The sequence below is a fragment of the Maritimibacter harenae genome (assembly GCF_009882975.1).
GTDB classification, from domain to species: Bacteria; Pseudomonadota; Alphaproteobacteria; order Rhodobacterales; family Rhodobacteraceae; genus Maritimibacter; species Maritimibacter harenae.
The window spans coordinates 59,766-81,621 of sequence record NZ_WTUX01000012.1; the positions used below are offsets into that span (position 1 = coordinate 59,766).

Annotated in this window: 21 protein-coding genes and 1 other RNA gene; 10 read left to right on the plus strand and 12 right to left on the minus strand. The window is 66.2% G+C overall.

The genetic code is table 11. The features are described from left to right. Window positions 1–77 precede the first annotated feature (77 nt). The 8 genes from ccoS to ccoN all read right to left on the minus strand — a co-directional run bounded on the left by ccoS (window position 78) and on the right by ccoN (window position 8,171). Window positions 78–239, minus strand: coding sequence for a cbb3-type cytochrome oxidase assembly protein CcoS (ccoS, locus tag GQE99_RS10540; protein WP_161351574.1), 162 nt, complete (start codon window positions 237–239; stop codon window positions 78–80). Beyond that, a complete protein-coding gene (locus tag GQE99_RS10545; protein ID WP_161351575.1) occupies window positions 236–2,437 on the minus strand; it encodes a heavy metal translocating P-type ATPase in 2,202 nt (733 codons plus the stop codon). The genes ccoS and GQE99_RS10545 overlap by 4 nt, the downstream gene beginning before the upstream one ends. A 3-nt stretch (window positions 2,438–2,440) precedes the next feature. After that, window positions 2,441–2,932 carry a FixH family protein gene (locus GQE99_RS10550; RefSeq protein WP_328794088.1) on the minus strand — a complete coding sequence of 164 codons (492 nt, stop codon included), beginning with the start codon at window positions 2,930–2,932 and terminating at the stop codon, window positions 2,441–2,443. Next, on the minus strand, window positions 2,929–4,365 hold the full coding sequence (gene ccoG, locus GQE99_RS10555) for a cytochrome c oxidase accessory protein CcoG (protein WP_161351576.1): 1,437 nt from the start codon (window positions 4,363–4,365) through the stop codon (window positions 2,929–2,931). Before ccoG ends, GQE99_RS10550 begins: the two co-directional genes overlap by 4 nt. 367 nt (window positions 4,366–4,732) lie before the next feature. Continuing rightward, complete coding sequence (gene ccoP, locus GQE99_RS10560) at window positions 4,733–5,593, minus strand: cytochrome-c oxidase, cbb3-type subunit III (protein WP_161351577.1); 861 nt, start codon at window positions 5,591–5,593, stop codon at window positions 4,733–4,735. Next, on the minus strand, window positions 5,590–5,796 hold the full coding sequence (locus GQE99_RS10565; protein WP_161351578.1) for a cbb3-type cytochrome c oxidase subunit 3: 207 nt from the start codon (window positions 5,794–5,796) through the stop codon (window positions 5,590–5,592). Before GQE99_RS10565 ends, ccoP begins: the two co-directional genes overlap by 4 nt. 12 nt (window positions 5,797–5,808) lie before the next feature. Further along, window positions 5,809–6,561 (minus strand): cytochrome-c oxidase, cbb3-type subunit II, encoded by a 753-nt coding sequence (gene ccoO / locus GQE99_RS10570; protein ID WP_161351579.1) that lies wholly within the window; start codon window positions 6,559–6,561, stop codon window positions 5,809–5,811. Window positions 6,562–6,575: 14 nt separating this feature from the next. Further along, entirely contained in the window at window positions 6,576–8,171 is a 1,596-nt protein-coding gene (gene ccoN, locus GQE99_RS10575; RefSeq protein ID WP_161351580.1) for a cytochrome-c oxidase, cbb3-type subunit I, read from the minus strand. Between the two features lie 236 nt (window positions 8,172–8,407). On the opposite strand from ccoN, the gene GQE99_RS10580 reads away from it, so the two are divergent. Beyond that, window positions 8,408–9,247, plus strand: a complete 840-nt coding sequence (locus GQE99_RS10580; protein WP_161351581.1) for a universal stress protein — start codon at window positions 8,408–8,410, stop codon at window positions 9,245–9,247. 82 nt (window positions 9,248–9,329) lie between these two features. Here the strand turns inward: GQE99_RS10580 and fnrL are convergent, their stop codons facing one another. Beyond that, complete coding sequence (gene fnrL, locus GQE99_RS10585) at window positions 9,330–10,070, minus strand: transcriptional regulator FnrL (RefSeq protein ID WP_161351582.1); 741 nt, start codon at window positions 10,068–10,070, stop codon at window positions 9,330–9,332. Between the two features lie 61 nt (window positions 10,071–10,131). Here fnrL and hemN point away from each other — a divergent pair, with 61 nt between their 5' ends. Beyond that, a complete protein-coding gene (gene hemN / locus GQE99_RS10590; RefSeq protein ID WP_161351583.1) occupies window positions 10,132–11,487 on the plus strand; it encodes an oxygen-independent coproporphyrinogen III oxidase in 1,356 nt (451 codons plus the stop codon). A gap of 27 nt (window positions 11,488–11,514) precedes the next feature. Further along, on the plus strand, window positions 11,515–12,888 hold the full coding sequence (locus GQE99_RS10595; RefSeq protein WP_161351584.1) for an FAD-binding oxidoreductase: 1,374 nt from the start codon (window positions 11,515–11,517) through the stop codon (window positions 12,886–12,888). A 12-nt stretch (window positions 12,889–12,900) separates the two neighbouring features. Here the strand turns inward: GQE99_RS10595 and hemC are convergent, their stop codons facing one another. Beyond that, the gene (gene hemC / locus GQE99_RS10600) at window positions 12,901–13,860 is read right to left on the minus strand and encodes a hydroxymethylbilane synthase (protein ID WP_161351585.1); all 960 of its coding nucleotides are present in this window, start codon (window positions 13,858–13,860) and stop codon (window positions 12,901–12,903) included. Between the two features lie 103 nt (window positions 13,861–13,963). Here hemC and hemE point away from each other — a divergent pair, with 103 nt between their 5' ends. Together hemE and GQE99_RS10610 are read left to right on the plus strand one after the other, a co-directional pair. Continuing rightward, a complete protein-coding gene (gene hemE, locus GQE99_RS10605; protein ID WP_161351586.1) occupies window positions 13,964–14,992 on the plus strand; it encodes a uroporphyrinogen decarboxylase in 1,029 nt (342 codons plus the stop codon). Continuing rightward, window positions 14,992–15,417 (plus strand): acyl-CoA thioesterase, encoded by a 426-nt coding sequence (locus GQE99_RS10610; protein ID WP_161351587.1) that lies wholly within the window; start codon window positions 14,992–14,994, stop codon window positions 15,415–15,417. Before hemE ends, GQE99_RS10610 begins: the two co-directional genes overlap by 1 nt. On the opposite strand, the gene ffs is transcribed toward GQE99_RS10610, so the two are convergent. Further along, window positions 15,417–15,513, minus strand: an RNA gene (ffs, locus tag GQE99_RS10615) — signal recognition particle sRNA small type. The two genes, GQE99_RS10610 and ffs, sit on opposite strands and share 1 nt — an antisense overlap. Window positions 15,514–15,613: 100 nt before the next feature. On the opposite strand from ffs, the gene nudC reads away from it, so the two are divergent. Both nudC and GQE99_RS10625 read left to right on the plus strand, forming a co-directional pair. After that, window positions 15,614–16,624 (plus strand): NAD(+) diphosphatase, encoded by a 1,011-nt coding sequence (gene nudC / locus GQE99_RS10620; protein WP_161351588.1) that lies wholly within the window; start codon window positions 15,614–15,616, stop codon window positions 16,622–16,624. Window positions 16,625–16,661: 37 nt separating this feature from the next. Continuing rightward, a complete protein-coding gene (locus GQE99_RS10625) occupies window positions 16,662–17,132 on the plus strand; it encodes an SRPBCC family protein (protein ID WP_161351589.1) in 471 nt (156 codons plus the stop codon). Window positions 17,133–17,141: 9 nt separating this feature from the next. Here GQE99_RS10625 and GQE99_RS10630 read toward each other — a convergent pair whose 3' ends face one another. After that, entirely contained in the window at window positions 17,142–17,975 is an 834-nt protein-coding gene (locus GQE99_RS10630) for a prephenate dehydratase (protein ID WP_161351590.1), read from the minus strand. A gap of 130 nt (window positions 17,976–18,105) precedes the next feature. Between GQE99_RS10630 and GQE99_RS10635 the strand changes: the two genes are divergently transcribed. The 3 genes from GQE99_RS10635 to GQE99_RS10645 all read left to right on the plus strand — a co-directional run bounded on the left by GQE99_RS10635 (window position 18,106) and on the right by GQE99_RS10645 (window position 21,846). Further along, a complete protein-coding gene (locus GQE99_RS10635; protein ID WP_202530726.1) occupies window positions 18,106–18,651 on the plus strand; it encodes a c-type cytochrome in 546 nt (181 codons plus the stop codon). A 176-nt stretch (window positions 18,652–18,827) separates the two neighbouring features. After that, a complete protein-coding gene (locus GQE99_RS10640; RefSeq protein ID WP_328794089.1) occupies window positions 18,828–20,738 on the plus strand; it encodes an extracellular solute-binding protein in 1,911 nt (636 codons plus the stop codon). Window positions 20,739–20,748: 10 nt separating this feature from the next. Beyond that, on the plus strand, window positions 20,749–21,846 hold the full coding sequence (locus tag GQE99_RS10645) for a microcin C ABC transporter permease YejB (RefSeq protein WP_161351592.1): 1,098 nt from the start codon (window positions 20,749–20,751) through the stop codon (window positions 21,844–21,846). The last annotated feature ends 10 nt before the right edge of the window (window positions 21,847–21,856 follow it).

Here is a 21,856-nt window from a genome sequence, read left to right on the forward strand (position 1 = left end):
GCATGGCGCGAAATTACGCGCTGTGCCCGTTTCTTGAGCACCAATTGAAAGGCGCGGCGCGGACGCCCGGCCGGCCCTCAGTCTTCGGGCGGCGCGTCGTCGTAGACCCCCGACAGGATGCGCTGCGCATCGCCCTCGGGGTCGTCGTACTGGCGGGTCTTCATCGTCCAGAAGAAGAACCCGAGCCCCAGCGCGCCAAGGAAGATCGAGATCGGGATGAGATAGACGAGGACGTTCATTTCGAGGCCTTCAGTCTGAGCGCGTTGAGCGTGACCATAATGGACGAGGCCGACATGGCCAAGGCGGCGGCGAGCGGCGTGGCGAAGCCCAGCAACGCCACCGGGATGGCCACGGCGTTGTAGCTGGCCGCGATGCCGAAGTTCTCCTTGATCCGCCGCGTCGCCTTGCGCGACGTGACGAGCGCGTCGCCCAGGGGGGCGAGCGACTTGCCCAGAAGCACGATGTCGGACACCACCCGCGCCGCTTCGAGCGCGGAGGCGGGGCTGATCGAGACATGGGCGGCGGCCAGCGCGGCCGTGTCGTTCAGGCCATCCCCGACCATCAGAACACGCTTGCCCCGGGCCGCGAGCGCCTCGACCTCGGCCACCTTGCCGTCGGGGAGCATGCCCGCGCGGTAATCCTCGATCCCGAGCCGGAACGCCACGTCGCGCACCGCGTCCTCGGCATCGCCGGAGATCAGCGTGACCGCGCAACCGGCCGCTTTCAGGTCGGACACCGCCTGTTTCGCCCCCTCGCGCAGGGCGTCGGTGAAGGTGAAGGCGATCGCCGGGCGTTTGCCGATCTTCAGATAGGTGGCGGTCCGGCCGAGCGTATGGGCCCCAACCCATTCCGCACGCCCGAGCCGGACGGCCTGCCCGTCCCAACCTGCTTCGACGCCGTATCCGGGCACCTCCCGCACATCCGTGAGCGCGGCGGGTGCGATACCTTCCGCATGCCCGGCACGCGCGATGGCCTGGGCCAGCGGGTGCGACGACCCCTGCCCCAGCGCCACGGCGATGGCCAGGTCCTCGTCCATGTGATCGCCCAGGTTGTCGAGCTTCGGGTTGCCCTCGGTCAGCGTGCCGGTCTTGTCGAAGACCACGTGGTCGACCTCAGCCAGCCGTTCCATCGCGGTCGCGGATTTCAGGAGCATGCCCTTCTTGAACAGGCGCCCCGATGCCGCCGTCGTCACCGCCGGCACCGCGAGGCCCAGCGCACAGGGGCAAGTGATGATCAGCGTCGCGACGGCGATGTTGAGGGCAAGGCGCACGTCGCCCCCGGAGATGACCATCCAGCCGATGAAGGCGGCCAGCGCCAGGAGGTGCACCACCGGCGCATAGATGCCGGCGGCCTTGTCGGCAAGCGAGGTGTACTTGTTGCGCGCGGTCTCGGCGATGGCGACGAGGTCGGCCATGCGATGGAGCGCCGTGTCCTGCCCGGCGGCCGCGACCCGCAGGGTGAGCGGGCCGGTCAGGTTCACTTCGCCGGCGTTCAGCATGTCGCCGGGTCCCGCGAAGACGGGAAGCGACTCCCCGGTCAGGACCGACCGGTCCACTTCGCTTTCCCCGGTCTCGACCATCCCGTCCACCGGCACCCGGTTGCCCGGCGTGACGCGGACCACATCACCGATGGCCAGGTCGCTGACCGCAACCACCTCGTCCGCCCCGGTCGCCGTGACCCGGTGCGCACGCGGCACTTCCAGCGCCGCCAGTTCCTCGGCCGCCGAACGCGCGACGGCGCGGGTGCGGTGATCGAGATACCGCCCTGCCAGCAGGAAGAAGGTCAGCGACAGGGCCGCGTCGAAATAGGCGTGTTCGCCGGAATGCATCGTCTCGTAGACGGACATGCCGGCCGCTAGCAGGATAGCGAGAGAGATCGGCACATCCATGTTCAGCCGCCGCACGCGCAGCGCGCTCCAGGCGCTGGTGAAGAAAGGTTGGGCCGAGAAGGCGACGATCGGCAGCGCGATCCCGGCGCTCACCCAGTGGAACATGTCGCGCGTCGCGTCCGAGGCGCCGGACCAGACCGCCACCGACAGGAGCATCACGTTCATCATGCCGAAGAACGCCACGCCCAGCCGCATCAGGAGCTCACGCGACCGCTTGTCGGTGTCGGTCGCGGTCAGCGCGCCCGCGTCCATCTCGTAAGCCTCGAAGCCGATACCGGTGAGGTAGCTTGCGAGCGCTTCCGCCTCGACGCCCTGGTCGGCTTCGACCGTCGCGCGCTTGAGCGTCAGGTTGACCCGTGCAGAGCGAACGCCCGGCTGCGAGGACAGCCCGTTCTCGACGCCGACGATGCACGCCGCGCAATGGACCTTGGGCAGCGACAGGATGATGCGCTGCGCCTCGCCGCCGTTCCCGGCATAACCCCGGGCCGCGGTCGCTTCGGACAGCGCGGCCGCGTCACAGGCGGGACAGGCGGAGACGGGGGCGGCCACGGGTCAGCCTTTCGGAACGTGGAGTTCGATGAGCTGGCTGAACGGCGTGCCGTCCTCGGCCACTGCCTCGAGCCGAAGCTCCCACTTGCCGTAGTCGAGATCGCCGATATTCGCCACGTAGGCGCCGGTCATGGAGCGCGTGAAGAACGGTTCCTGGTCGTCGGCCACGTGCGTGGCACGGCCCAGCACGCCGCCGATGTCCTTGACCCTGACCGGCTGCCCGGAGGCGTCCGTGATCATCAGGAGGAGCGACTCGTCCACGATCGACGGGTCCACGGTCCAGCCCAGCCCTTCCTGCGCCGCGCGCTTCTCGTCGAAGACCTGGCTTGCGACATAGGAATTGGGCGTTTCGAGACCCGGGAAGGTGCCGACGGCCTTCACGGCCATGAACACGTTCACGCCGATGATGATGCCGAAGGCGGTGACGAAGATGGCCAGCACGTGCCAGCCGGTGAGCTTGCGGCCCGTGTCGTGGGCGTCCTGGGTCATGCTCATTGTCCTCTCCCGTTGAAGACGGTGTCGTGGTAGGCGCGGTCGCCGGTGACGCCGTCGATCACCCAGATGCGGATCTCGGTGCGGTCGTCATGGGCGGCTTCGCTGTCGTCGGGCGCGGTGACATAGAGCCGCGTGTCGCCCTGGGTATCGGCATCGACGACCAGCATCGGCTCGTCCGCCCCCTCCACGTTCACTGTGAACGGGCTATCATACCCGAGCGAGAAGTAGAACGGACGCGCCTCGCCATTCTTGTTGCGCACGCCCACCTCGTAGGTGTTGCGCACCGCCCCGTCCGACAGGGTCACGAAGGTCGGGTTGCGCACCGGGTGAACGGTCATCTGCAGGTCGGGGCGCACGAAGAGCGCCACGGTCAGACCGACCCCGACCGCCGCCCAGAGCGCGGTGTAGAGGATCGTGCGCGGGCGCAGGATGTGCTTGATCAGGGGCTTCTTGTGCCCGCCGGCCCGTTCGTGCGCCTCGTCCTTGAGCGCAATGTAGTCGATCAGGCCGCGCGGCTTTCCGATCTTGGCCATAACCTCGTCGCAGGCGTCGATGCAGAGCGCGCAGGTGATGCATTCCATCTGCTGGCCGTCGCGGATGTCGATGCCCATCGGGCAGACGTTCACGCAGGCCATGCAGTCGATGCAATCGCCCAGTTGTTCGGCCTCGGGCCCCTTGCGGTGCTTGCCGCGCGGCTCGCCGCGCCATTCGCGGTAGGCGACCGTGATCGTGTCCTCGTCCATCATCGCCGCCTGGATGCGCGGCCACGGGCAGGCGTAGATGCAGATCTGTTCGCGGGCGATGCCGCCGAAGAAGAAGGTCGTGAAGGTCAGGATGCCCATCGTCGTGTAGGCGATCGGGTGGGCGTTCAGCGTCACCAGGTCACGCAGAAGCGTCGGCGCGTCCATGAAGTAGAAGATCCAGGCGCCGCCCGTGGCGAGCCCGATCAGGAGCCAGACGAACCACTTCGACAGCCTCAGCCGCCACTTGCGCAGGTCCCACTTCGACTTCCAAAGACGCACGCGGGCATTGCGGTCGCCCTCGATCCAGCGCTCGACCAGGATGAAGAGGTCGGTCCAGACCGTCTGCGGGCAGGCATAACCGCACCAAACCCGGCCCAGCGCGGAGGTGAACAGGAAAAGCCCGAGCCCGGCCATGATGAGAAGCCCCGCGACGAAGTAGAACTCGTGCGGCCAAATCTCGATCCAGAAGAAGAAGAACCGCCGGTTTGCCATGTCCACCAGCACCGCCTGGTCGGGCAGATTCGGGCCGCGGTCCCAACGGATCCACGGGGTGAGGTAGTAGATGCCCAGCGTGATCGCCATGATCCACCACTTCAGCGCGCGGAAGTTGCCGCGCACGCGGCGCGGAAACACCGGCTCGCGCGCGGCATAGAGTTGTTGCGGCGGTTCGGGGGTTTCGCTGGAAGACATGAGAATCCGATCCTGGTTTTCGCGTTGCGTAGGTTCTAGGCCCCAGGACCCGTTTTCAACCTTGACTTGGATCAACATTCGCGACCGCACCCGGGGCGTTTACGCAAGGTAATCCTAGTTTCGAGTGTATATTTTAAAGGCTTGTAAAAAAGGGTGATCGTGATCCGCGACGGTTTGGCGCAGGTCGCCGCCGACCTGCCGGGCGGGTGCGCACCCCGTCCCGGAACGGCAGGCACGCAAAAGGGCCGGAGGCAGCCCTCCGACCCTTCTGTAAGTTGGCACCGACCCCGGAGAAACGCGCGAACAGGATCAGGGGTCGGTGCCTTAAACCGGGGAGTGAGGCCCCGGAGCTTGTGCCAGCCGGCGGTTACTCGCCGCCGCCCAGCTGGTGTACGTAGGCCGCAACGGCCTTGATCTCGGCTTCGTCGAGGCGGGTGTTCCAGTTCGGCATCACGCCGAAGGGTCCGCGCCGTACCGAGGTCTCGATGGCCTCTTCCGACGATCCGTAGAGCCAGATTGCATCGGAAAGATTCGGCGCGCCTTGATCTGGATCACCCAAGGCATTTTCTCCGTGGCACGCCGCGCAATTGTCGAGATAGAGCGTCTCGCCTTCCGACGGGTTGCCCTGGCTGGCCTCCATGCCCGACAGGGACATGACATAGGCCACCACGTTGGAGATCTCCTCGTCCGAGAGGTAGTCGTCACCGAAGGCCGGCATCTGCGACCAGCGTGCGTCGGGGTCGTCCTCGTTCCGGATGCCGTGGGTCACCGTGTAGACGATATTGTCCATGTCACCGCCCCAGAGCCAGGCATCGTCGAGCAGGTTCGGATAACCGTTCCCCTCCTCGATGCCGTTGGCGCCCGAACCGTGGCACTGCGAACAGTAGGTGGCGAAGGTCGCCCGGCCCGACTGGATCGCGTAGTTGTAGACGGCCTCGTTCGCGGCGATCTCGGTCGGCTCCGTGGCGGCGAGCTCCGCGCGGACCTCGGCGTTCATCTCCTCGAACCGGTTGATCTCGGCGGCCACCTCCGTGCGGGTCGAGTACCCCAGGAGACCGGCCGTCGCCCGGTTCACCAGCGGCCATGCCGGGTAGGCGATGGTGTAGCCGATGCCCCAGATGATGGTGGCGTAGAAGACCCAGACCCACCAGCGCGGCAACGGGTTGTTGTATTCCTCGATGCCGTCCCACTCGTGGCCGGTGGTTTCGACTTCTTTCTTGTCGCTCATTGCCGCGCCTCCTTGTGATAAGCGCCGCGGGTTTCCCCGTCAGTGGCAGGTTGGTCGTTGCGGAAAGGCGCTTGTGCCGCATCCTTGTGGAGCTCCCGCGAGCCTGGGCGGAACACCCAGAGCACGGTCCCAACGAAGAACATGAACATGGCGAGGAGCACCCAGCTGTCCGCGATTTGCCGGAATATCGAATAGGTATCCATCATCGCCTCCCGTTACCGGATCCAGTCTTCGGGCGTCTGCTCGAAGGTCGAGAAATCGACGAGCGTGCCCAGCATCTGCATGTAGGCGATGAGCGCGTCCATTTCGGTCACTTCGGGCTGCCCGTCGAAGTTGCGGACCTGTGCCCCCGGGTAGCGATCGACGACCGCGCCGGGATCGGCATCGGCGAAGACGACGCCGTCCGGGTCCGCCTGCGACTTGAAGTCGGCCACGGCGTTTTCAAGCTGCTCGTCGGTGTAGGGAACGCCGACGAAGGCGTTGGTGCGCAGCACGTCCTCGATGTATTCGCCGTCGAGCGGGCGATCGAGCAGGTAGGCGTATTTCGGCATAACCGATTCCGGCACCACCGACTGCGGATCCACCATGTGGTCGACGTGCCACTCGTCCGAGTAGCGGCCGCCAACGCGCGCCAGGTCGGGCCCGGTGCGCTTGGAGCCCCACTGGAACGGGTGGTCGTATTTCGACTCCGCTGCCAGCGAGTAGTGCCCGTAGCGCTCGACCTCGTCCCGCATCGGCCGGATCATCTGGGAGTGGCAGACGTAGCAGCCCTCGCGGATGTAGATGTTCCGGCCTTCCATCTCGAGCGGGGAGTAGGGGCGCACGCCCTCCACGTCCTCGATCGTGTTCTCGAGATAGAACAGCGGTGCGATTTCGACGATGCCGCCGACGGTGACGACAAGGAGAGAGCCGACCAGCAGGAGCGTGGCGTTCTTCTCCAGAACCTTGTGTTTATCAAGGATACCCATCTGTCCGGTCCTCCTTATTCGGCCGGGGCCGCGGCAGGCGTGGCTTCCGCCAGCGGTGCCCTGCGCACGGTCATCCAGAGGTTGTAGGCCATGATCAGCGCACCGGTGAGGTAGAGCACCCCGCCGAAACCGCGGACCAGATACATCGGGAACTTGGCGGCGACCGTGTCGGCGAAGGAGTTCACGAGGAAACCCTGCGCATCGACTTCACGCCACATCAGCCCTTCCATGATGCCCGTGACCCACATCGACGCGGCGTAGAGCACGATGCCGATGGTGGCGAGCCAGAAGTGCCAGCTGACCAGGCGCAGGCTGTAGAGGCCGGCCTTGTTCCACAGTTTCGGGAACAGGAAGTAGAGCATCCCGAAGGTGATCATCCCGTTCCAGCCGAGCGCACCGGAGTGCACGTGGCCGATGGTCCAGTCGGTGTAGTGGCTGAGCGAGTTCACGGCCTTGATCGACATCATCGGCCCTTCGAAGGTGGACATGCCGTAGAAGCCGACCGAGACGACCATCATGCGGATGATCGGGTCGGTGCGCAGCTTGTCCCAGGCCCCCGACAGCGTCATCAGGCCGTTGATCATGCCGCCCCAGCTGGGCATCCAGAGCACGACCGAGAACACCATGCCGAGCGTCGAGGCCCAGTCGGGCAGAGCGGTGTAGTGCAGGTGGTGCGGACCGGCCCAGATGTACAGGAAGATCAGCGCCCAGAAGTGGATGATCGACAGCTTGTAGGAAAAGACGGGACGTTCGGCCTGCTTCGGGATGAAGTAGTACATCATGCCCAGGAAGCCCGCGGTCAGGAAGAAGCCCACGGCGTTGTGGCCGTACCACCACTGCGTCATTGCGTCCTGCACGCCGGCGAAGACCTGCACCGACTTCGAGCCGAAGATCGACACCGGGATCGACAGGTTGTTGACCACGTGGAGCAGCGCGATGGTGACGATGAAGGACAGGTAGAACCAGTTGGCCACGTAGATGTGCGGTTCCTTCCGCTTCATCAGCGTGCCCATGAACAGCACCAGGTAGCCCACCCAGACGATGGTCAGCCACAGGTCCGTGTACCACTCCGGCTCGGCGTATTCCTTGCCCTGCGTGGAGCCGAGGATGTAGCCGGTCGCGGCCAGCAGAATCACGATCTGGTAGCCCCAGAACACGAACCAGGCGAGCCCGTCGTTGAACAGCCGGGCGCCCGAGGTGCGCTGGACGACATAGAAGGACGATGTGATGAGCGCCGTGCCCCCGAAGGCGAAGATCACCGCCGACGTGTGCAGCGGACGCAGTCGCCCGAAGTTGAGATACCCCTCCGCCCAGGCGAAGTTCATCTCGGGAAAGGCCAGCATGAAGGCGATGTAGGTTCCGACTAGGAACCCGACGACGCCCCAGAAGGCGGTGAGGGCGACGCCGATACGGATCGGCCCGTCCAGATATCCGGTTTTCGGCGCCGGCTCATACCCCATACGCCGCAGCGTATAGATGAACAGGCCACCCGCGATCGCCACGACCAGGACGGCGTGAACAAGATATGCGATATCGCGGGCATAGGTGGTGGCAATCGCGGCCAGGATTGCAATCAGGCCGTAGATCACCAGTTTTAGGTAGTCCCACATGTTACGTCCCTTCGTCTGTGTCCGCGCCCGTAGTCCGGACAGAGTCCGATTCCTCGGGCGCTTTTGACTGGAGGCGGTTTGGACCCATCCCGGGCCCGTCGCCTTGATCCAAATCAAGGCCAGGTTGTGTCGGTCGACCGTTTCTTGACCTTGACCCAAATCAAGGACTCGCGTGGCCTGCCTGTACAATGTGACCCCGAAGCCGCAGCGGCGGCGCTCCGACATGAGAGACACCAATGGCGTACAAGACGATCACGACCGTATTGACGGATTTCGATACCTGTAAAGACTCCTTTTCGGCGGCCCAGAAACTGGCGCGGCAGACCGATGCGCATCTCGACGTGCTGTGCCTCGGCCTCGACATGACGCAGCCCGGTTTCTACTACGCGGGGGCGACCGCCGTGGTCATGCAGGACACGCTCGACCAGGCGCGCGAAGCGGCCCTGGCGCTTGAAAACAAGGCGCGCGAGGTGCTGGAAGGATCGGATTTCAACTGGTCGGCCACGGGCCTTACCGCCCAGATGGTCGCGGTGAACAACCTGGTCTCGCACCGCACGCGCTTCTCCGATCTCGTCGTCCTTCCCCGCCCCTATGGCGAAGGCCGCGGGCATGAGATGGAGGCGATCACCGAGGCGGCCATGTTCGAAGGTGACGTGCCGGTGGTAGTGCAGCCCGACGGGGCCGAGATGCCGGACAAGATCGACCGTATCCTGATCGGCTGGAACGAAAGCCGCGAGGCGCTTCGCGCCGTGCGCGCCGCGATGCCGTTCCTGCAGGCCGCGAGCACCGTCAACATCGCCATCATCGACCCGCCGAAGCATGGCCCCGAACGCTCGGACCCGGGCGGACAGCTGAGCCAGTTCCTGTCACGTCACGGCGTGCGCGCCGAATTGTCGGTGCTGTCCAAGACCATGCCGCGCGTCTCGGACGTGCTGGCGCGCCAGGTCGAGGATGTCGACGCGGACATGGTGGTGATGGGCGCCTACAGCCACTCGCGCTTCCGCGAATCCATCCTGGGCGGTGCGACCCGCAGCATGCTCGAAATGACCGAGACGCCCCTGCTTCTCGCGCACTGAACGAACACGTTTCTCCCTGAAGGACTGACCGGCGCCCTGCGCCGGTCTTTTTTTTGGAATTCGGGACGCAGGCGGCCCGTGATCAGGCGATCACGCCGCCATCCATGTCGTCGCCGGTCTCGGCCACGAGCCCTTCGAGATCCGGGATCACGACCCGGCGCTTGCCTTCGAGCACGATGATGCCGGCCTTCTTGAGCGCCGACATCTGGCGGCTCACCGTTTCCAGCGTGAGGCCAAGGTAGTCCGACATCGCCTCCCGCGTGAGCGGCAGGTCGAAGGACATGCCGTCGCCCGGCAGCTTCTGGCGCAGCGACGCATCGCGGCGGGCAACGATCAGCAGGAGACTCGCGATCTTCTCGCGCGCCGTCTTGCGTCCCAGCACGGTCATCCATTCGCGGGCCGAGTCGAGCTCGTCCAGCGTCATCTCGAGCAGCCGCTGACCGATGTGCGGCGTGCGCGTCATCAGGTCCTCGAACGGGCGGCGGCGGAAGCAGCACAGCGTCACGTCGGACACCGCCACGACGTCGAACTGCGCGATGTCGCGGCCGGGGCGGCCGATGAAATCGGACGGCAGCAGAAGTCCGACCATCTGGGTGCGGCCGTCCTCCATCGTCTGGCTGAGCGTGGCGATCCCGGTCACGACCGAGGCCACGAATTCCATGTGGTCGCCGGACCATAGGATCGGTTGCCCGGCCTCGTAGCTGCGGTAATACTTGATGTCCTCGAGAACCTCGAGTTCATCGGCTTCACAGCGCGAACACACCGCGCGGTGGCGGATCGGGCAATTGCCACAATCCTTCAAATCAAGGTGGAGAGAGCCCATAGCTGAGGCCATTTGATCCTGGTCAAAGTCGCGCGCGTTAACTGCCTCTAAGGCTACCGGAATGGACAACCTCACGCAACTTCGCAAACTCGGTCTTTTTGACGCGCGTGTTCCCCGGTACACGAGCTATCCCACGGCGCCCCATTTCGCGGGCGGTGTCGGCGAAGAGACCGTAAGTCGCTGGATCGACGCGATTCCCGCCGGTTCACAGATTTCCCTCTACCTGCACGTGCCGTTCTGCCGGAGACTGTGCTGGTTCTGCGCCTGCCGCACGCAGGGCACCAGCACGCTGAGCCCCGTCGCGGCCTATGTTGATTCGCTGACGCAGGAATTGCAGACGCTGAAATCGCGCCTCGCAGACGGCATCACGATCAGCCATCTGCACTGGGGCGGTGGGACGCCCACGCTCCTCGCACCGGACATGATCGAACGACTGGCCGCGGCGATCTTCGACACCGCGCCGCTGGGCGAGAATGCCCAGTTCTCGGTCGAGATCGACCCGAACGAGATCGACGGGCCGCGCATGGATGCGCTTGTCGCCGCCGGGCTGAACCGCGCCTCGCTGGGCGTGCAGGATTTCGACCCGATGATCCAGGAAGTGATCGGGCGGCCGCAGAGCTTCGAAATCACCCGTGAAGCGGTCGACGGGCTGCGCGAGCGCGGCGTCGAATCGCTCAACATCGACCTGCTCTACGGCCTGCCGCACCAGACGAAGGCACGCATGGCCAACTCGGTCGAGAAGGTGCTCGCCCTGGAACCCGATCGCGTTGCGCTCTTCGGTTACGCGCACGTGCCGTGGATGGCGCGGCGCCAGGGCCTGATCCCGACCGAGGCGCTGCCCTCGCCGGAGGAAAGGCTCGAACTCTTCAACCTGTCGAGCGAACTATTCACCGCGGACGGGTTCGAGGCGATCGGCATCGACCATTTCGCCCTGCCCGGTGACGGGCTGTCGCGGGCTCACCGCGCGGGCACCATGCGGCGCAACTTCCAGGGCTACACCGAGGACAGCGCCGAGGTGCTGATCGGGCTCGGGGCCTCGTCGATTTCGCGCTACCCGCAGGGCTACGCGCAGAACGCGCCGGCCACCTCGGCCTACCAGGAGCGGGTGCGCGCCGGGATGATCCCGGTGTCGCGCGGTCACGCCTTCGCGGGCGACGACATCCTGCGCGGCCGCGCGGTCGAAGCGCTCCTGTGCGATTTCCGCGTCGACCTGCCCGCCATCGCGCGCAAGGTCGGGGCCGAACCCGAGGCGGCGCTTGCACTGGCCGACGGATTGCAGGAAACCTTGCCCGGCACGGTGTCGATCGAGAACGGCGTGGTCAGCATCCGGCCCGAGGCCCGGCCTCTCGCCCGGATGATCGCGCGCTACTTCGACGCTTACGAAATGGACGAATCCGGGCATAGCCAGGCGGTCTGACCCGTCCTGCCCGGGCGGGGAGGACAGATGGATTTCATGACACGCGCCGCCGAGATCATCGGCGAGGCACAGGTGCTGACCGGGTCGGACATGGCCCGTTACACGACCGATCCGACCGGTCAGTTCCACTCCACGCCGCTTTGCGTGCTGCGCCCCGGCTCGACCCAAGAGGTCGCCGCGCTGATGGCCCTGGCCGACGAGGCGGGCCAGGTCGTGGTCCCCGTGTCGGGCAATTCCGGCGTTTCGGGCGGCACCCACAACGAAGGCGCCGCGATGCTGTCGGTGGAGCGGCTGAACCGCGTGCGTGCGATCGACACCGTGGCCCGCACCGCCGAGGTCGAGGCGGGCGTGATCCTCGACGCCCTGCGCGAGGCGGCGGATGCCGAGGGGCTGGTCTTCCCCGTGGTCTTCGGCGCGCGCGGATCGGCGATGGTGGGCGGCATCCTGTCCACGAACGCCGGCGGCTCCAACGTCCTGCGCTACGGCAACACGCGCGCCCAGTGCCTCGGGCTTGAGGTGGTGCTGGCCGACGGGCGGGTGATGGACCTCATGACAGCGCTCCACAAGGACAACTCCGGTTATGACCTGCGCGACCTGATGATCGGGGCCGAGGGCACGCTGGGCATCATCACCGCGGCGGTGATGAAGCTCGCCCCGAAACCGGCGCACGCCGTGACCGCCATGATCGCCCCGGTGTCGTTGCCCGCCGCGCTCACGGTCCTGAACAGGCTCCAGGCCGCGACCGGCGGCGCGGTCGAGGCATTCGAATACATGCCGCGCAGTTTCGTCGAGATGCACCTGGCGCGCATAGAGGGCGCGCGCGAACCCTTCGACGACCCGCATGACGTCAACGTGCTGATGGAGCTCGCGGGCGACGCGGCCCTGGGGGACGTGGCCGAGCAGGTGTTGGGCGAAGCGATGGAGGACGGGCTCGTCGCAGACGCGCTCATCGCCCAGAACGAAACCCAGCGCGAAGCGATGTGGGGGCGCCGCGAAGCCGCCGCCGAGGTCATGCTGCCCGCCGGCCCGGCCTTCACCGGCGACATCTCCCTGCCCGTGGGCGGGCTGGCCGATTTCTTCGACCGGATGGCGGGTCGCCTCGAAGAGGTCATGCCCGGGGCCACCGACACCTGCGTCGCCCACCTGGGCGACGGCAACGTGCATTACGGCGCGTACCTGGAGGGCGCGACGGAGGAGCAGAAAACGGCCGGGATCGCCGCGCTCGACGCTCTGGTGGCCGAGATGGGCGGCTCGTTCTCCGCCGAACACGGGATCGGGTCCTACAAGCTGGGCTCGATGGCGCGCCACAAGAACCCGGTGGCGCTCGACGTGATGCGCGCGATCAAGACCGCGCTCGACCCCAAGGGTCTCCTAAACCCCGGCAAGGTGATCCCGGCCTAGGCCGGGCCACCCTCAGCCCCAGTCGAAGAAATCCGGTCCGGCGCGCGACAGAAGCCGCTGTGCCAGTGCGCGGCCAAGATCGGCGCCTTCCGAGACGGGGCCGGAGATCTCGCCCGACAACGATTCGGACCCGTCGGTGCGCAGGATCTCGCCCCGCAGGCGCAGCGTGTCGCCGTCGATCTCGGCCAACCCCGCGATGGGCGTTTCGCAGGACCCGTCCAGCGTGGCGAGGAACGACCGCTCGGCCGCCAGTCGGTGCGCCGTCACGTCGTCGTGGATCGCGCCCAGCATCTCGGCCGTGTTCGTGTCATGGGACCGGCGCTCGATGCCAATCGCGCCCTGCGCAAGGGCGGGGAGCATGTCGTCGGGTCCGATCGCGCCGTGCGGCACCTCGTCCAGCATGCCAAGGCGCGTGAGCCCTGCCATCGCGAGGAACGTGGCTTCCGCCACCCCGTCGCGCAGTTTGCCCAGACGCGTCTGCACGTTGCCGCGGAATTCGACCACCTTCAGGTCGGGGCGCCGGTAGAGAAGCTGGGCCTTGCGGCGCAGCGAAGAGGTGCCGACGACGGCGCCCTCCGGCAGTTGCGAAATCGCGGTCATCTCGAGCGCCACGAAGGCATCGCGCGAATCCTCCCGCGGGAGGTAGCAATCGAGCGTGAGTCCCGGGGGCTGCTCGGTCGGCATGTCCTTCATCGAGTGGACGGCGATGTCGATCTCGCCGTTCAGGAGCTGATCCTCGATCTCGCGGGTGAACAGCCCCTTGTTCCCGATCTCCTTGAGCGGCCGGTCGGCGGCGATCATCGCACGGTCGTCGCCGGTCGTCTTGATCACCACGACCTCGAAGGCCGCCTCGGGCAGGTCGAAGGCGGCGGCCAGCCGGTCGCGGGTTTCATATGCCTGCGCCAGCGCCAGCGGCGAGCCGCGGGTGCCGATCTTCATCGGTTTGGTCGGGTCGGGAAGCGTGGTCGTCATGCCCTTCGTTTAGACCCGCCCAGAAGGGGTGTCCACCGCCCCCGACGCTTGACATGGGCGCGCGGACGGGGGACGCACGCGGGTGACTGCGAAAGGACCCAAGATGACCAAGCTCCTCATGCGCGCCCTTGCCGGTGAAACGCTCCCCACCCCGCCGATCTGGATGATGCGGCAGGCCGGGCGCTACCTTCCCGAATACCGCGCGACACGCGAGAAGGCGGGGGATTTCCTGTCGCTGTGCTACACGCCAGAACTGGCCGCCGAGGTCACTTTGCAGCCGATCCGCCGCTTCGGTTTCGACGCGGCAATCCTCTTCGCCGACATCCTGCTGGTGCCGCAGGCACTGGGGGCCGACCTGTGGTTCGTGAAGGGCGAAGGCCCGCGTCTGTCGACGATCGACGGGCAGGCCGACTTCGACAAGCTGGGCCCCGTGGACGAGATCCACGAAACGCTCGGCCCGATCTACGAAACGGTCTCGATCCTGTCGCGCGAACTGCCCGAGGACGTGCCGCTGATCGGCTTCGCGGGCGCGCCCTGGACCGTCGCGACCTACATGATCGCCGGGCGCGGCACACCCGACCAGGGACCGGCGCACGCGCTCAAGGCAGAGAACCGCGAGCTCTTCGCGGCGCTGATCGACCGGATCACCGAGGCGACGATCGAATACCTCTCGCGCCAGGTCGCCGCCGGCGCGGAATGCGTCAAGATCTTCGACAGCTGGGCCGGCTCGCTTCAGGGCCACGACTTCGACGAGTTCTGCATCGGCCCCATCGCGCGCATCATCGCCGAGCTCAAGGAACGCCATCCGGGAATTCCCGTCATCGCCTTCCCGCGCGAGGCAGGCGATCGCTACATCGGGTTCCACAAGGCTACCGGCGCCGATTGCGTGGCGCTGGACAATTCCGTTTCGGCGGAATGGGCCGCGAAATACGTGCAGGTCGATGGCTGCGTGCAGGGCAACATGGACCCGCGCCACATGGTCACGGGCGGACAGGCCCTGGTCGACGAGGCGCAGGCCATCACCCGCGCGCTGCGCGGCGGGCCGCACATCTTCAACCTGGGCCACGGGATCACGCCGGACGCGGATCCGGACAACGTGGCGAAGATGATCGAGGCGGTGCGAAGCGCCTGATGCCCGCCCTTCTGTCCTATCGCGCCGTGGTCGCCCCCGCGGATTGCGACATACTGGGCCACATGAACGTGGCCCGGTACTTCGATGCCTGCTCGGACGCGGGCTTCACGATGCAATCCATGCTGGGAATCACCGCCGACGACATGACGGGCGGTCGCCGCATCTCGGGGGCGGTCGTGCATACCGAGGCGACCTTCAAGGCCGAGGTGCTCGCGGGCGAAGCCATCCACATGATGACCGACATTCTCGCGATCGGCACGAAGTCGATCACCTACCGGCACCGGCTCTACCGCTCCGCTCGTGATGAGCACGCCTTCACCGCGGTCTTCAGGAATGCGATCCTGTCGCTCACAGAACGGCGCGCGGTGACGGTGCCGGACGACATGCGCGCGGCGGCGCAGGCTTACCTAGCTGAAGGAGAATAGGTGAGAGGCTGGACAACGACCCAAGCGGGACTCGTTACGGCTGCTTCCTTCCGGACCTGACCGGGTTGGCGAGGCGCTTGCCCGCGCCAACCTCTCGAGGCGCTACATAGGTGACTCGCCTGCCCGGATCAAGGGATGGGTTTGACACCGACACGGTCCCTCCGCATACCCGGAACGACCGAAACGGAGGGCAGGCATGGATCTCAGCGAACTGGCATTCGGCGGCGGCGGACTGGACCGCGCCGACCACCTGCGCGGCGAAGCCGACGCCCTGCGTGCCGACCCCGGGTCACGGGCCCTGCCGATCTGGCGCGGGCGCCCCCTGATGGCCGGCACGTCGGGCCCCGGCGGCGACCTGCACCTCGAACTCCTCGCCCCGGATCACCCTTTGATCACGGAGCACGATCCCCAGTGGATCTTCCTGGGCAAACAGGGAGACACGCCGCTCTTCGCCGCCGACATCTCGGTCATGCCCGCCTACAGCCACGCGGCCGACGGGGGGCCGGGCGATCCGGGGATGGACATGCCGGCCCCACCGGTGGGCACCCTGCCCGGGGATGCACGCTTTCCCGACCTGCGCGCCGCGCTCGCGGGTCTGACGCCCTTCGAAAGCGAACTCGCCGCCACCGCACGCGGCATCCTTGAATGGCACCGTTCACACCCCTTCTGCGCGGCCTGCGGGGCGCAATCCGCGATGGATCAGGCTGGCTGGCGCCGCCTGTGCGACGCCTGCGGCCGGATGCACTTCCCGCGCACGGACCCGGTGGTGATCATGCTCGTGACCTCCGGCAACTCGGTCCTGCTCGGCCGCTCGCCGGGCTGGCCCGAGGGCATGTATTCGCTGCTCGCGGGCTTCATGGAACCCGGCGAGACGGTGTCGGCGGCCGTGGCGCGCGAAGTGGCCGAGGAAACCGGCGTGCGCGTCGGCCCGGCCCAGATCCTCGCGACCCAGCCCTGGCCCTTTCCCGCCTCCCTGATGATCGGCTGCTGGGCCGAGGCCGAAAGCCTCGAGATGACGATCGACCCGGCCGAGATCGAGGACGCGCTGTGGATCAGCCGCGAGGATCTGGCCGACGTCTTCGCTGGCACGCACCCGTTGATCCGCCGCCCGCGCCGGGGCGCGATCGCCCAGGTTCTCATGAAGAATTGGCTTGCCGGAACGCTGCCCCTCGGCCAGACTCCCGCCAAGGGAACGGGACACGGCTGACAAGGCCGCCGGGGGCAGAGCGGACGAGGGTACAGGCATGGAACTCACCACGCGCGAGGATATCGCGGCGCCGATCGAAGCGGTGTTCGCCAACGTGGCCGATTTCGGCTGGTTCGAACGCGCGGCGATGCGTCGCGGGGCCGAGGTGGTGCGCACCGACAGTCTGGACACCCCCGGCCCCGGCATGGCCTGGCACGGGGCCTTCGAATACCGCGGCCGCCCGCGCAAGGCCGACGTGGAGCTCGTCGAATACGATCCGCCCAATGGCATGCGCTACGTGATGCGGGCCGCCGGGCTCGAGGTGGCGCTGGTCGTGGAGCTCATGGAGATGTCCGACAGCCGCACGCGGATGAACGTCACGACGGAATCGACGCCGCGCACGATCCCGGCCCGGCTCATGGTCCAGTCGGCCAAACTCGCGCGCACGACGATCGAGAAGCGGTATCGCCGCCGGATCGCCCGGTACTGCGCCGAGCTCGAGGAACGCTGCCAGGCGGCCGGGGCCTGACCGACGCGCTCAGCCGTCGCGGCGCGGATCGGCGGGATAAACGCCCAGGATGTCGAGGTTGTTGGTGAAATACCCGAGCTCGTCCAGCGCGCGCGCCACGGCCGCGTCGTCCGGATGCCCCTCGATGTCCGCGTAGAAACGCGTCGCTGTGAACGACCCGTCGATCATGTAGCTTTCCAGCTTGGTCATGTTCACGCCATTGGTCGCGAAGCCGCCCATCGCCTTGTAGAGCGCGGCGGGAATGTTGCGCACCTCGAAGACGAAGGTGGTCATCATCTTGTCGCCGCGCCGCGTCAGGTCGGGCTCGCGCCCCATGATGACGAAACGGGTCGTGTTGTGGCCGTGATCCTCGATGTCGCGCGCAAGCACCTCGAGCCCGTAGATCTCGGCGGCGAGCGTCGAGGCGAGCACCCCCTCGCCCGGCGTCTTGTGCTGGGCGAGCTCGGCCGCCGCCCCCGCGCTGTCGGCCGCCGCATGGCCGGTGATCCCGTGGGTCTTCAGGAAATGCGCCGATTGCGGCAGCAGCACCAGGTGGGCACGCACGTCAGTGATGTCCGACAACTTGCGCCCCGGAACCGACATGAGCGAGATTCGCACCCGAACGAAGGCCTCGTCGAGGATGTGCAGACCGCTTTCGGGCAGCAGGCGGTGAATGTCGGCCACGCGCCCGTAGGTCGAGTTCTCGACCGGGAGCATCGCCTCGTCCGCCTCACCCGCACGCACCGCGCCGATCACGTCTTCGAAAGTGGCGCAGGGAACCGCTTCCATGTCCGGGCGGGCGTCCTTGCAGGCTTCGTGGGAATAGGCTCCGGGTTCGCCCTGGAACGCGATCTTTCTGGTCACCTGCAACCCCCTGTCCGTTCTCCTTACCCGCCGGAATGGCTGGCACATTTCGTCGCGCCTCATACCGCTTGATATCGGCCAGTTAAAGCGTGTAGACACCCGCCAGACCCGGCTTCAGATGGAACGCGACATGTTCGACACAATGACCTTCACCAAGGCCGGCGCCGCTGTGTGTGCCGCCCTTCTGATCTTTCTTTTCGCCAACTGGGGCGCCGAGGCGCTTTACGTGACCGAGACCGAAGCCCACGGCGAGGGCCATGGCGAAGAAGCGGGCCACGACAAGGGCTACGTTATCGCCTCGCTCGAAGAAGGCAACGAGGAGCCGGAAGAAGAGGTCGAGCAGGCCAGCTTCGAAGAGGTCTACGCTTCGGCCGACGCCGGCGCGGGCGAGCGCGTGTACAACAAGTGCCGCTCCTGCCACAAGCTCGACGGTTCCAACGGCACCGGGCCGCACCTGGACGGCGTCGTGGGCCGCGAAGTCGCCGCGGTGGATGGCTTCGCCTATTCCGACGCGATGGCCTCGCACGGCGGCGACTGGACCCCGGAAGAGCTGAGCCACTTCCTCGAAGATCCGCGCGGCTACATCCCCGGTACGAAGATGAGCTTCTCGGGCCTCGACGACATCGAGGATCGCGCCAACATCATCGCCTACCTGGCGGAACAGACCGGCGGCTGATCCGCCCTGTTCAACGCATGTTTCGAAAGGCCGTCGCGGGGAACCGCGGCGGCCTTTCCGCGTTGTCCTGTAATGCTCCTGCAACCTATCTCACGAATTCTCGCCTTGAAGTTCAGGCGGCCGCGCGCATAGCCTTTTTGACGACCACCCGCTCCAGCGTGACAAGAGGGACCGACATGATGCATCGCCAGCCGCGCGCCGTCGCACAAGCCAAAGCCGCTTACCGTCCAGCCGCGTTCCTGACCGCGTTGGGCCTTTCCGGGGCCATCGTCATCGCGGGCGCACAGATCGCGCGGGGGCAGGAGATCACGGAAACCCACGCCTTCTCGAACTTCGGCGAAGTGAAGTACGGGCCGGACATGGAGCACCTCGGCTACGTCAACCCGGACGCGCCGAAGGGGGGCGAGATCTCGATCTCGGCGATGGGCACCTTCGACAGCTTCAACAACTACTCGCGCAAGGGCGTGACGGCGGCGCTGTCGACCATCGGGTCGGAAAGCATCCTCGCCAGCACGGCGGACGACCCCTACGGCCTCTACTGCTTCATGTGCACCACGATGGAGTATCCGCAGGACCTCAAGTACGTCACCTTCAACCTGCGCGATGACGTGACATTCGCGGACGGCACGCCGATGACCGCGGCGGACGTGGAGTTTTCCTTCAACCTGTTCCTCGAACAGGGCATCGCCGAATACCGGCGCATCGTCGAGGGGTTCATCGAGGACGTCGAGGTCATCGACGAGCACACGATCAAGTTCACCTTCACCGACGAGGCGCCGATCCGCGAACGCATCGGCTTCGCCGGCGGCACGCCGGTGTTCTCGAAGGCCTGGTTCGAGGAAACCGGCGCGCGGCTCGACGACAGCTCTGAAGAACCTTTCATGTCGACCGGCGCCTACGTGCTGGAAAGCAAGGACTTCAACCGCCAGATCGTCTATGCCCGCAATCCCGACTACTGGGCGGCGGACCATCCCTTCCAGATCGGGCGCAACAACTTCGACCGCATACGGGTCGAATATTTCGCCGACAGCCAGGCTGCCTTCGAGGCCTTCAAGGCCGGGGCATTCACCTACCGGATCGAGAATTCCTCGCTCATCTGGGCGACGGGCTACGATTTCCCGAACCTCAACGACGGATACGTCGTGAAGGAAGAGCTCCCCGACGGCACGGTGGGCACCGCCCAGAGCTTCATCTTCAACCTCGAGCGCGAGAACTGGCAGGACCCCCGGGTGCGCGACGCGATCTCGATGGTGTTCAACTTCGAATGGTCGAACGAGGCGCTGTTCTACGGCCTCTATGACCGCGTCTATTCGTTCTGGCCGGGGACCGACCTGGCCGCCGAGGGCACGCCCAGCGAAGGCGAGGTGGAGATCCTGCAGCCGCTCGTGGACGAAGGCCTTCTCGACCCGTCGATACTGACGGAACCGGCCCCCCTGCCGCAGGTGAACGAAGCCGCGCAGAACACGCCCTCGCGCTCCGTGCGCCGCGCGGCCGGGCAGCTTCTGGAAGAAGCCGGCTGGGTCTTCGGCGACGGGCGCTACCGGGAAAAGGACGGGCAGACCCTGACGCTCGAGATCCTGTCCTATGACCCGAACTTCGACCGCATCCTGAACCCCTATATCGAGAACCTCGAACAGCTGGGCATCCAGGCCGAGCTCAACCGGGTGGACACGGCGCAATACGTCGAAAGCCGCCGCGCCGGCGACTTCGACATGGTCAGCCACAGCTTCTCGATGGGATTCGAGCCGGGCATCGGGCTGGAACAATGGTTCCACTCGAAGACCGCCGACAACAGCTCGCGCAACCTGATGCGCCTGCGCAACGAAGCGGTCGACCGGATCATCCCGTCCGTCGTGGCCGCCGACACGCTCGAAGAGCTCCAGACCTCGGTCCACGCCTTCGACCGCACGCTGCGCACGATCGGCTTCATGGTGCCGCAATGGTACAAGCCGGTGCACACGGTCGCCTATTACGACATGTACGGCAAACCCGAGACGATCCCGCCGCTCGACCTCGGCTACCTCGATTTCTGGTGGTACGACGCAGACAAGCACGAGGCGTTGAAAGACGCAGGCGTGCTGCGTTAAGGCCGACCACATGGGCGCCTATATCCTCCGCAGGTTGCTGCTCATCATCCCGACGCTCTTCGGGATCATGGTCATCAACTTCACGCTGACGCAATTCGTCCCCGGCGGGCCGATCGAGCAGATCATCGCCCGCATGGAGGGTGGCGGCGACGTGTTCGGCGCGATCTCGGGCAGCGCCAGCGATTTCGCGTCCGAAGGGGCCACCTCGACCGGCCAGGGCTCCAGCGAATATGCCGGCGCCCGTGGCCTGCCCCCGGAATTCATCGAGGAACTCGAGCGGGAGTTCGGCTTCGACAAACCGCCGATCGAACGCTTCTTCACGATGATCTGGAATTACATGCGGCTTGATTTCGGCGAGAGCTACTTCCGCTCCATCGGTGTCTTCGAACTGGTGGCCGAGAAATTGCCGGTGTCGATCTCGCTCGGCCTGTGGTCGACCGTGATCGCCTACCTCGTGTCGATCCCGTTGGGCATCCGCAAGGCGGTACGCGACGGCTCCACCTTCGACACCTGGACCTCGGGCGCGATCATCGTGGCCTACGCGATCCCCGGCTTCCTGTTCGCGATCCTGCTGCTCGTGCTCTTCGCCGGCGGCACCTATTGGCAGATCTTCCCGCTGAGGGGGCTGACCTCGGACAACTGGGAAAGCCTCAGCCTGGTGGGCAAGATCCTCGATTACTTCTGGCACATCGCGCTGCCGGTCTTCGCCACCACCATCGCCAGCTTCGCGACGCTCACGCTTCTGACCAAGAACAGCTTCCTGGACGAGATCAAGAAGCAGTACGTCATAACGGCGCGCGCCAAGGGCGTCAGCGAACGCCGCGTGCTTTATGGCCACGTCTTCCGCAACGCGATGCTGATCGTGATCGCGGGCTTCCCCGGCCTCTTCGTGCAGGTCTTCTTCACGGGCTCGCTCATCATCGAGACGATCTTCTCGCTCGACGGGCTCGGGCGGCTCGGCTTCGAGGCCGCGGTCGCGCGGGACTACCCGGTGATCTTCGGCACGCTCTTCGTCTTCGGGCTCGTCGGCCTGCTCATCGGCATCCTGTCGGACCTGATGTACGTGCTGGTCGACCCGCGCATCGACTTCGAGAAGCGGGAGGCGTGAGGATGGACCA

Bases quoted from the DNA above. Each gene is read 5' to 3' on its own strand.
- ccoG (WP_161351576.1), bottom strand. From the start codon at position 4,365: ATGTCTTCCAGCGAAACCCCCGAACCGCCGCAACAACTCTATGCCGCG.
- hemE (WP_161351586.1), top strand. From the start codon at position 13,964: ATGACCAAGCTCCTCATGCGCGCCCTTGCCGGTGAAACGCTCCCCACC.
- hemN (WP_161351583.1), top strand. From the start codon at position 10,132: ATGGACAACCTCACGCAACTTCGCAAACTCGGTCTTTTTGACGCGCGT.
- GQE99_RS10645 (WP_161351592.1), top strand. From the start codon at position 20,749: ATGGGCGCCTATATCCTCCGCAGGTTGCTGCTCATCATCCCGACGCTC.
- GQE99_RS10610 (WP_161351587.1), top strand. From the start codon at position 14,992: ATGCCCGCCCTTCTGTCCTATCGCGCCGTGGTCGCCCCCGCGGATTGC.
- fnrL (WP_161351582.1), bottom strand. From the start codon at position 10,070: ATGGGCTCTCTCCACCTTGATTTGAAGGATTGTGGCAATTGCCCGATC.
- ccoP (WP_161351577.1), bottom strand. From the start codon at position 5,593: ATGAGCGACAAGAAAGAAGTCGAAACCACCGGCCACGAGTGGGACGGC.
- GQE99_RS10595 (WP_161351584.1), top strand. From the start codon at position 11,515: ATGGATTTCATGACACGCGCCGCCGAGATCATCGGCGAGGCACAGGTG.
- GQE99_RS10580 (WP_161351581.1), top strand. From the start codon at position 8,408: ATGGCGTACAAGACGATCACGACCGTATTGACGGATTTCGATACCTGT.
- GQE99_RS10640 (WP_328794089.1), top strand. From the start codon at position 18,828: ATGATGCATCGCCAGCCGCGCGCCGTCGCACAAGCCAAAGCCGCTTAC.
- ccoN (WP_161351580.1), bottom strand. From the start codon at position 8,171: ATGTGGGACTACCTAAAACTGGTGATCTACGGCCTGATTGCAATCCTG.
- ccoO (WP_161351579.1), bottom strand. From the start codon at position 6,561: ATGGGTATCCTTGATAAACACAAGGTTCTGGAGAAGAACGCCACGCTC.
- GQE99_RS10635 (WP_202530726.1), top strand. From the start codon at position 18,106: ATGTTCGACACAATGACCTTCACCAAGGCCGGCGCCGCTGTGTGTGCC.
- nudC (WP_161351588.1), top strand. From the start codon at position 15,614: ATGGATCTCAGCGAACTGGCATTCGGCGGCGGCGGACTGGACCGCGCC.
- GQE99_RS10550 (WP_328794088.1), bottom strand. From the start codon at position 2,932: ATGAGCATGACCCAGGACGCCCACGACACGGGCCGCAAGCTCACCGGC.
- ccoS (WP_161351574.1), bottom strand. From the start codon at position 239: ATGAACGTCCTCGTCTATCTCATCCCGATCTCGATCTTCCTTGGCGCG.
- GQE99_RS10625 (WP_161351589.1), top strand. From the start codon at position 16,662: ATGGAACTCACCACGCGCGAGGATATCGCGGCGCCGATCGAAGCGGTG.
- hemC (WP_161351585.1), bottom strand. From the start codon at position 13,860: ATGACGACCACGCTTCCCGACCCGACCAAACCGATGAAGATCGGCACC.
- GQE99_RS10565 (WP_161351578.1), bottom strand. From the start codon at position 5,796: ATGGATACCTATTCGATATTCCGGCAAATCGCGGACAGCTGGGTGCTC.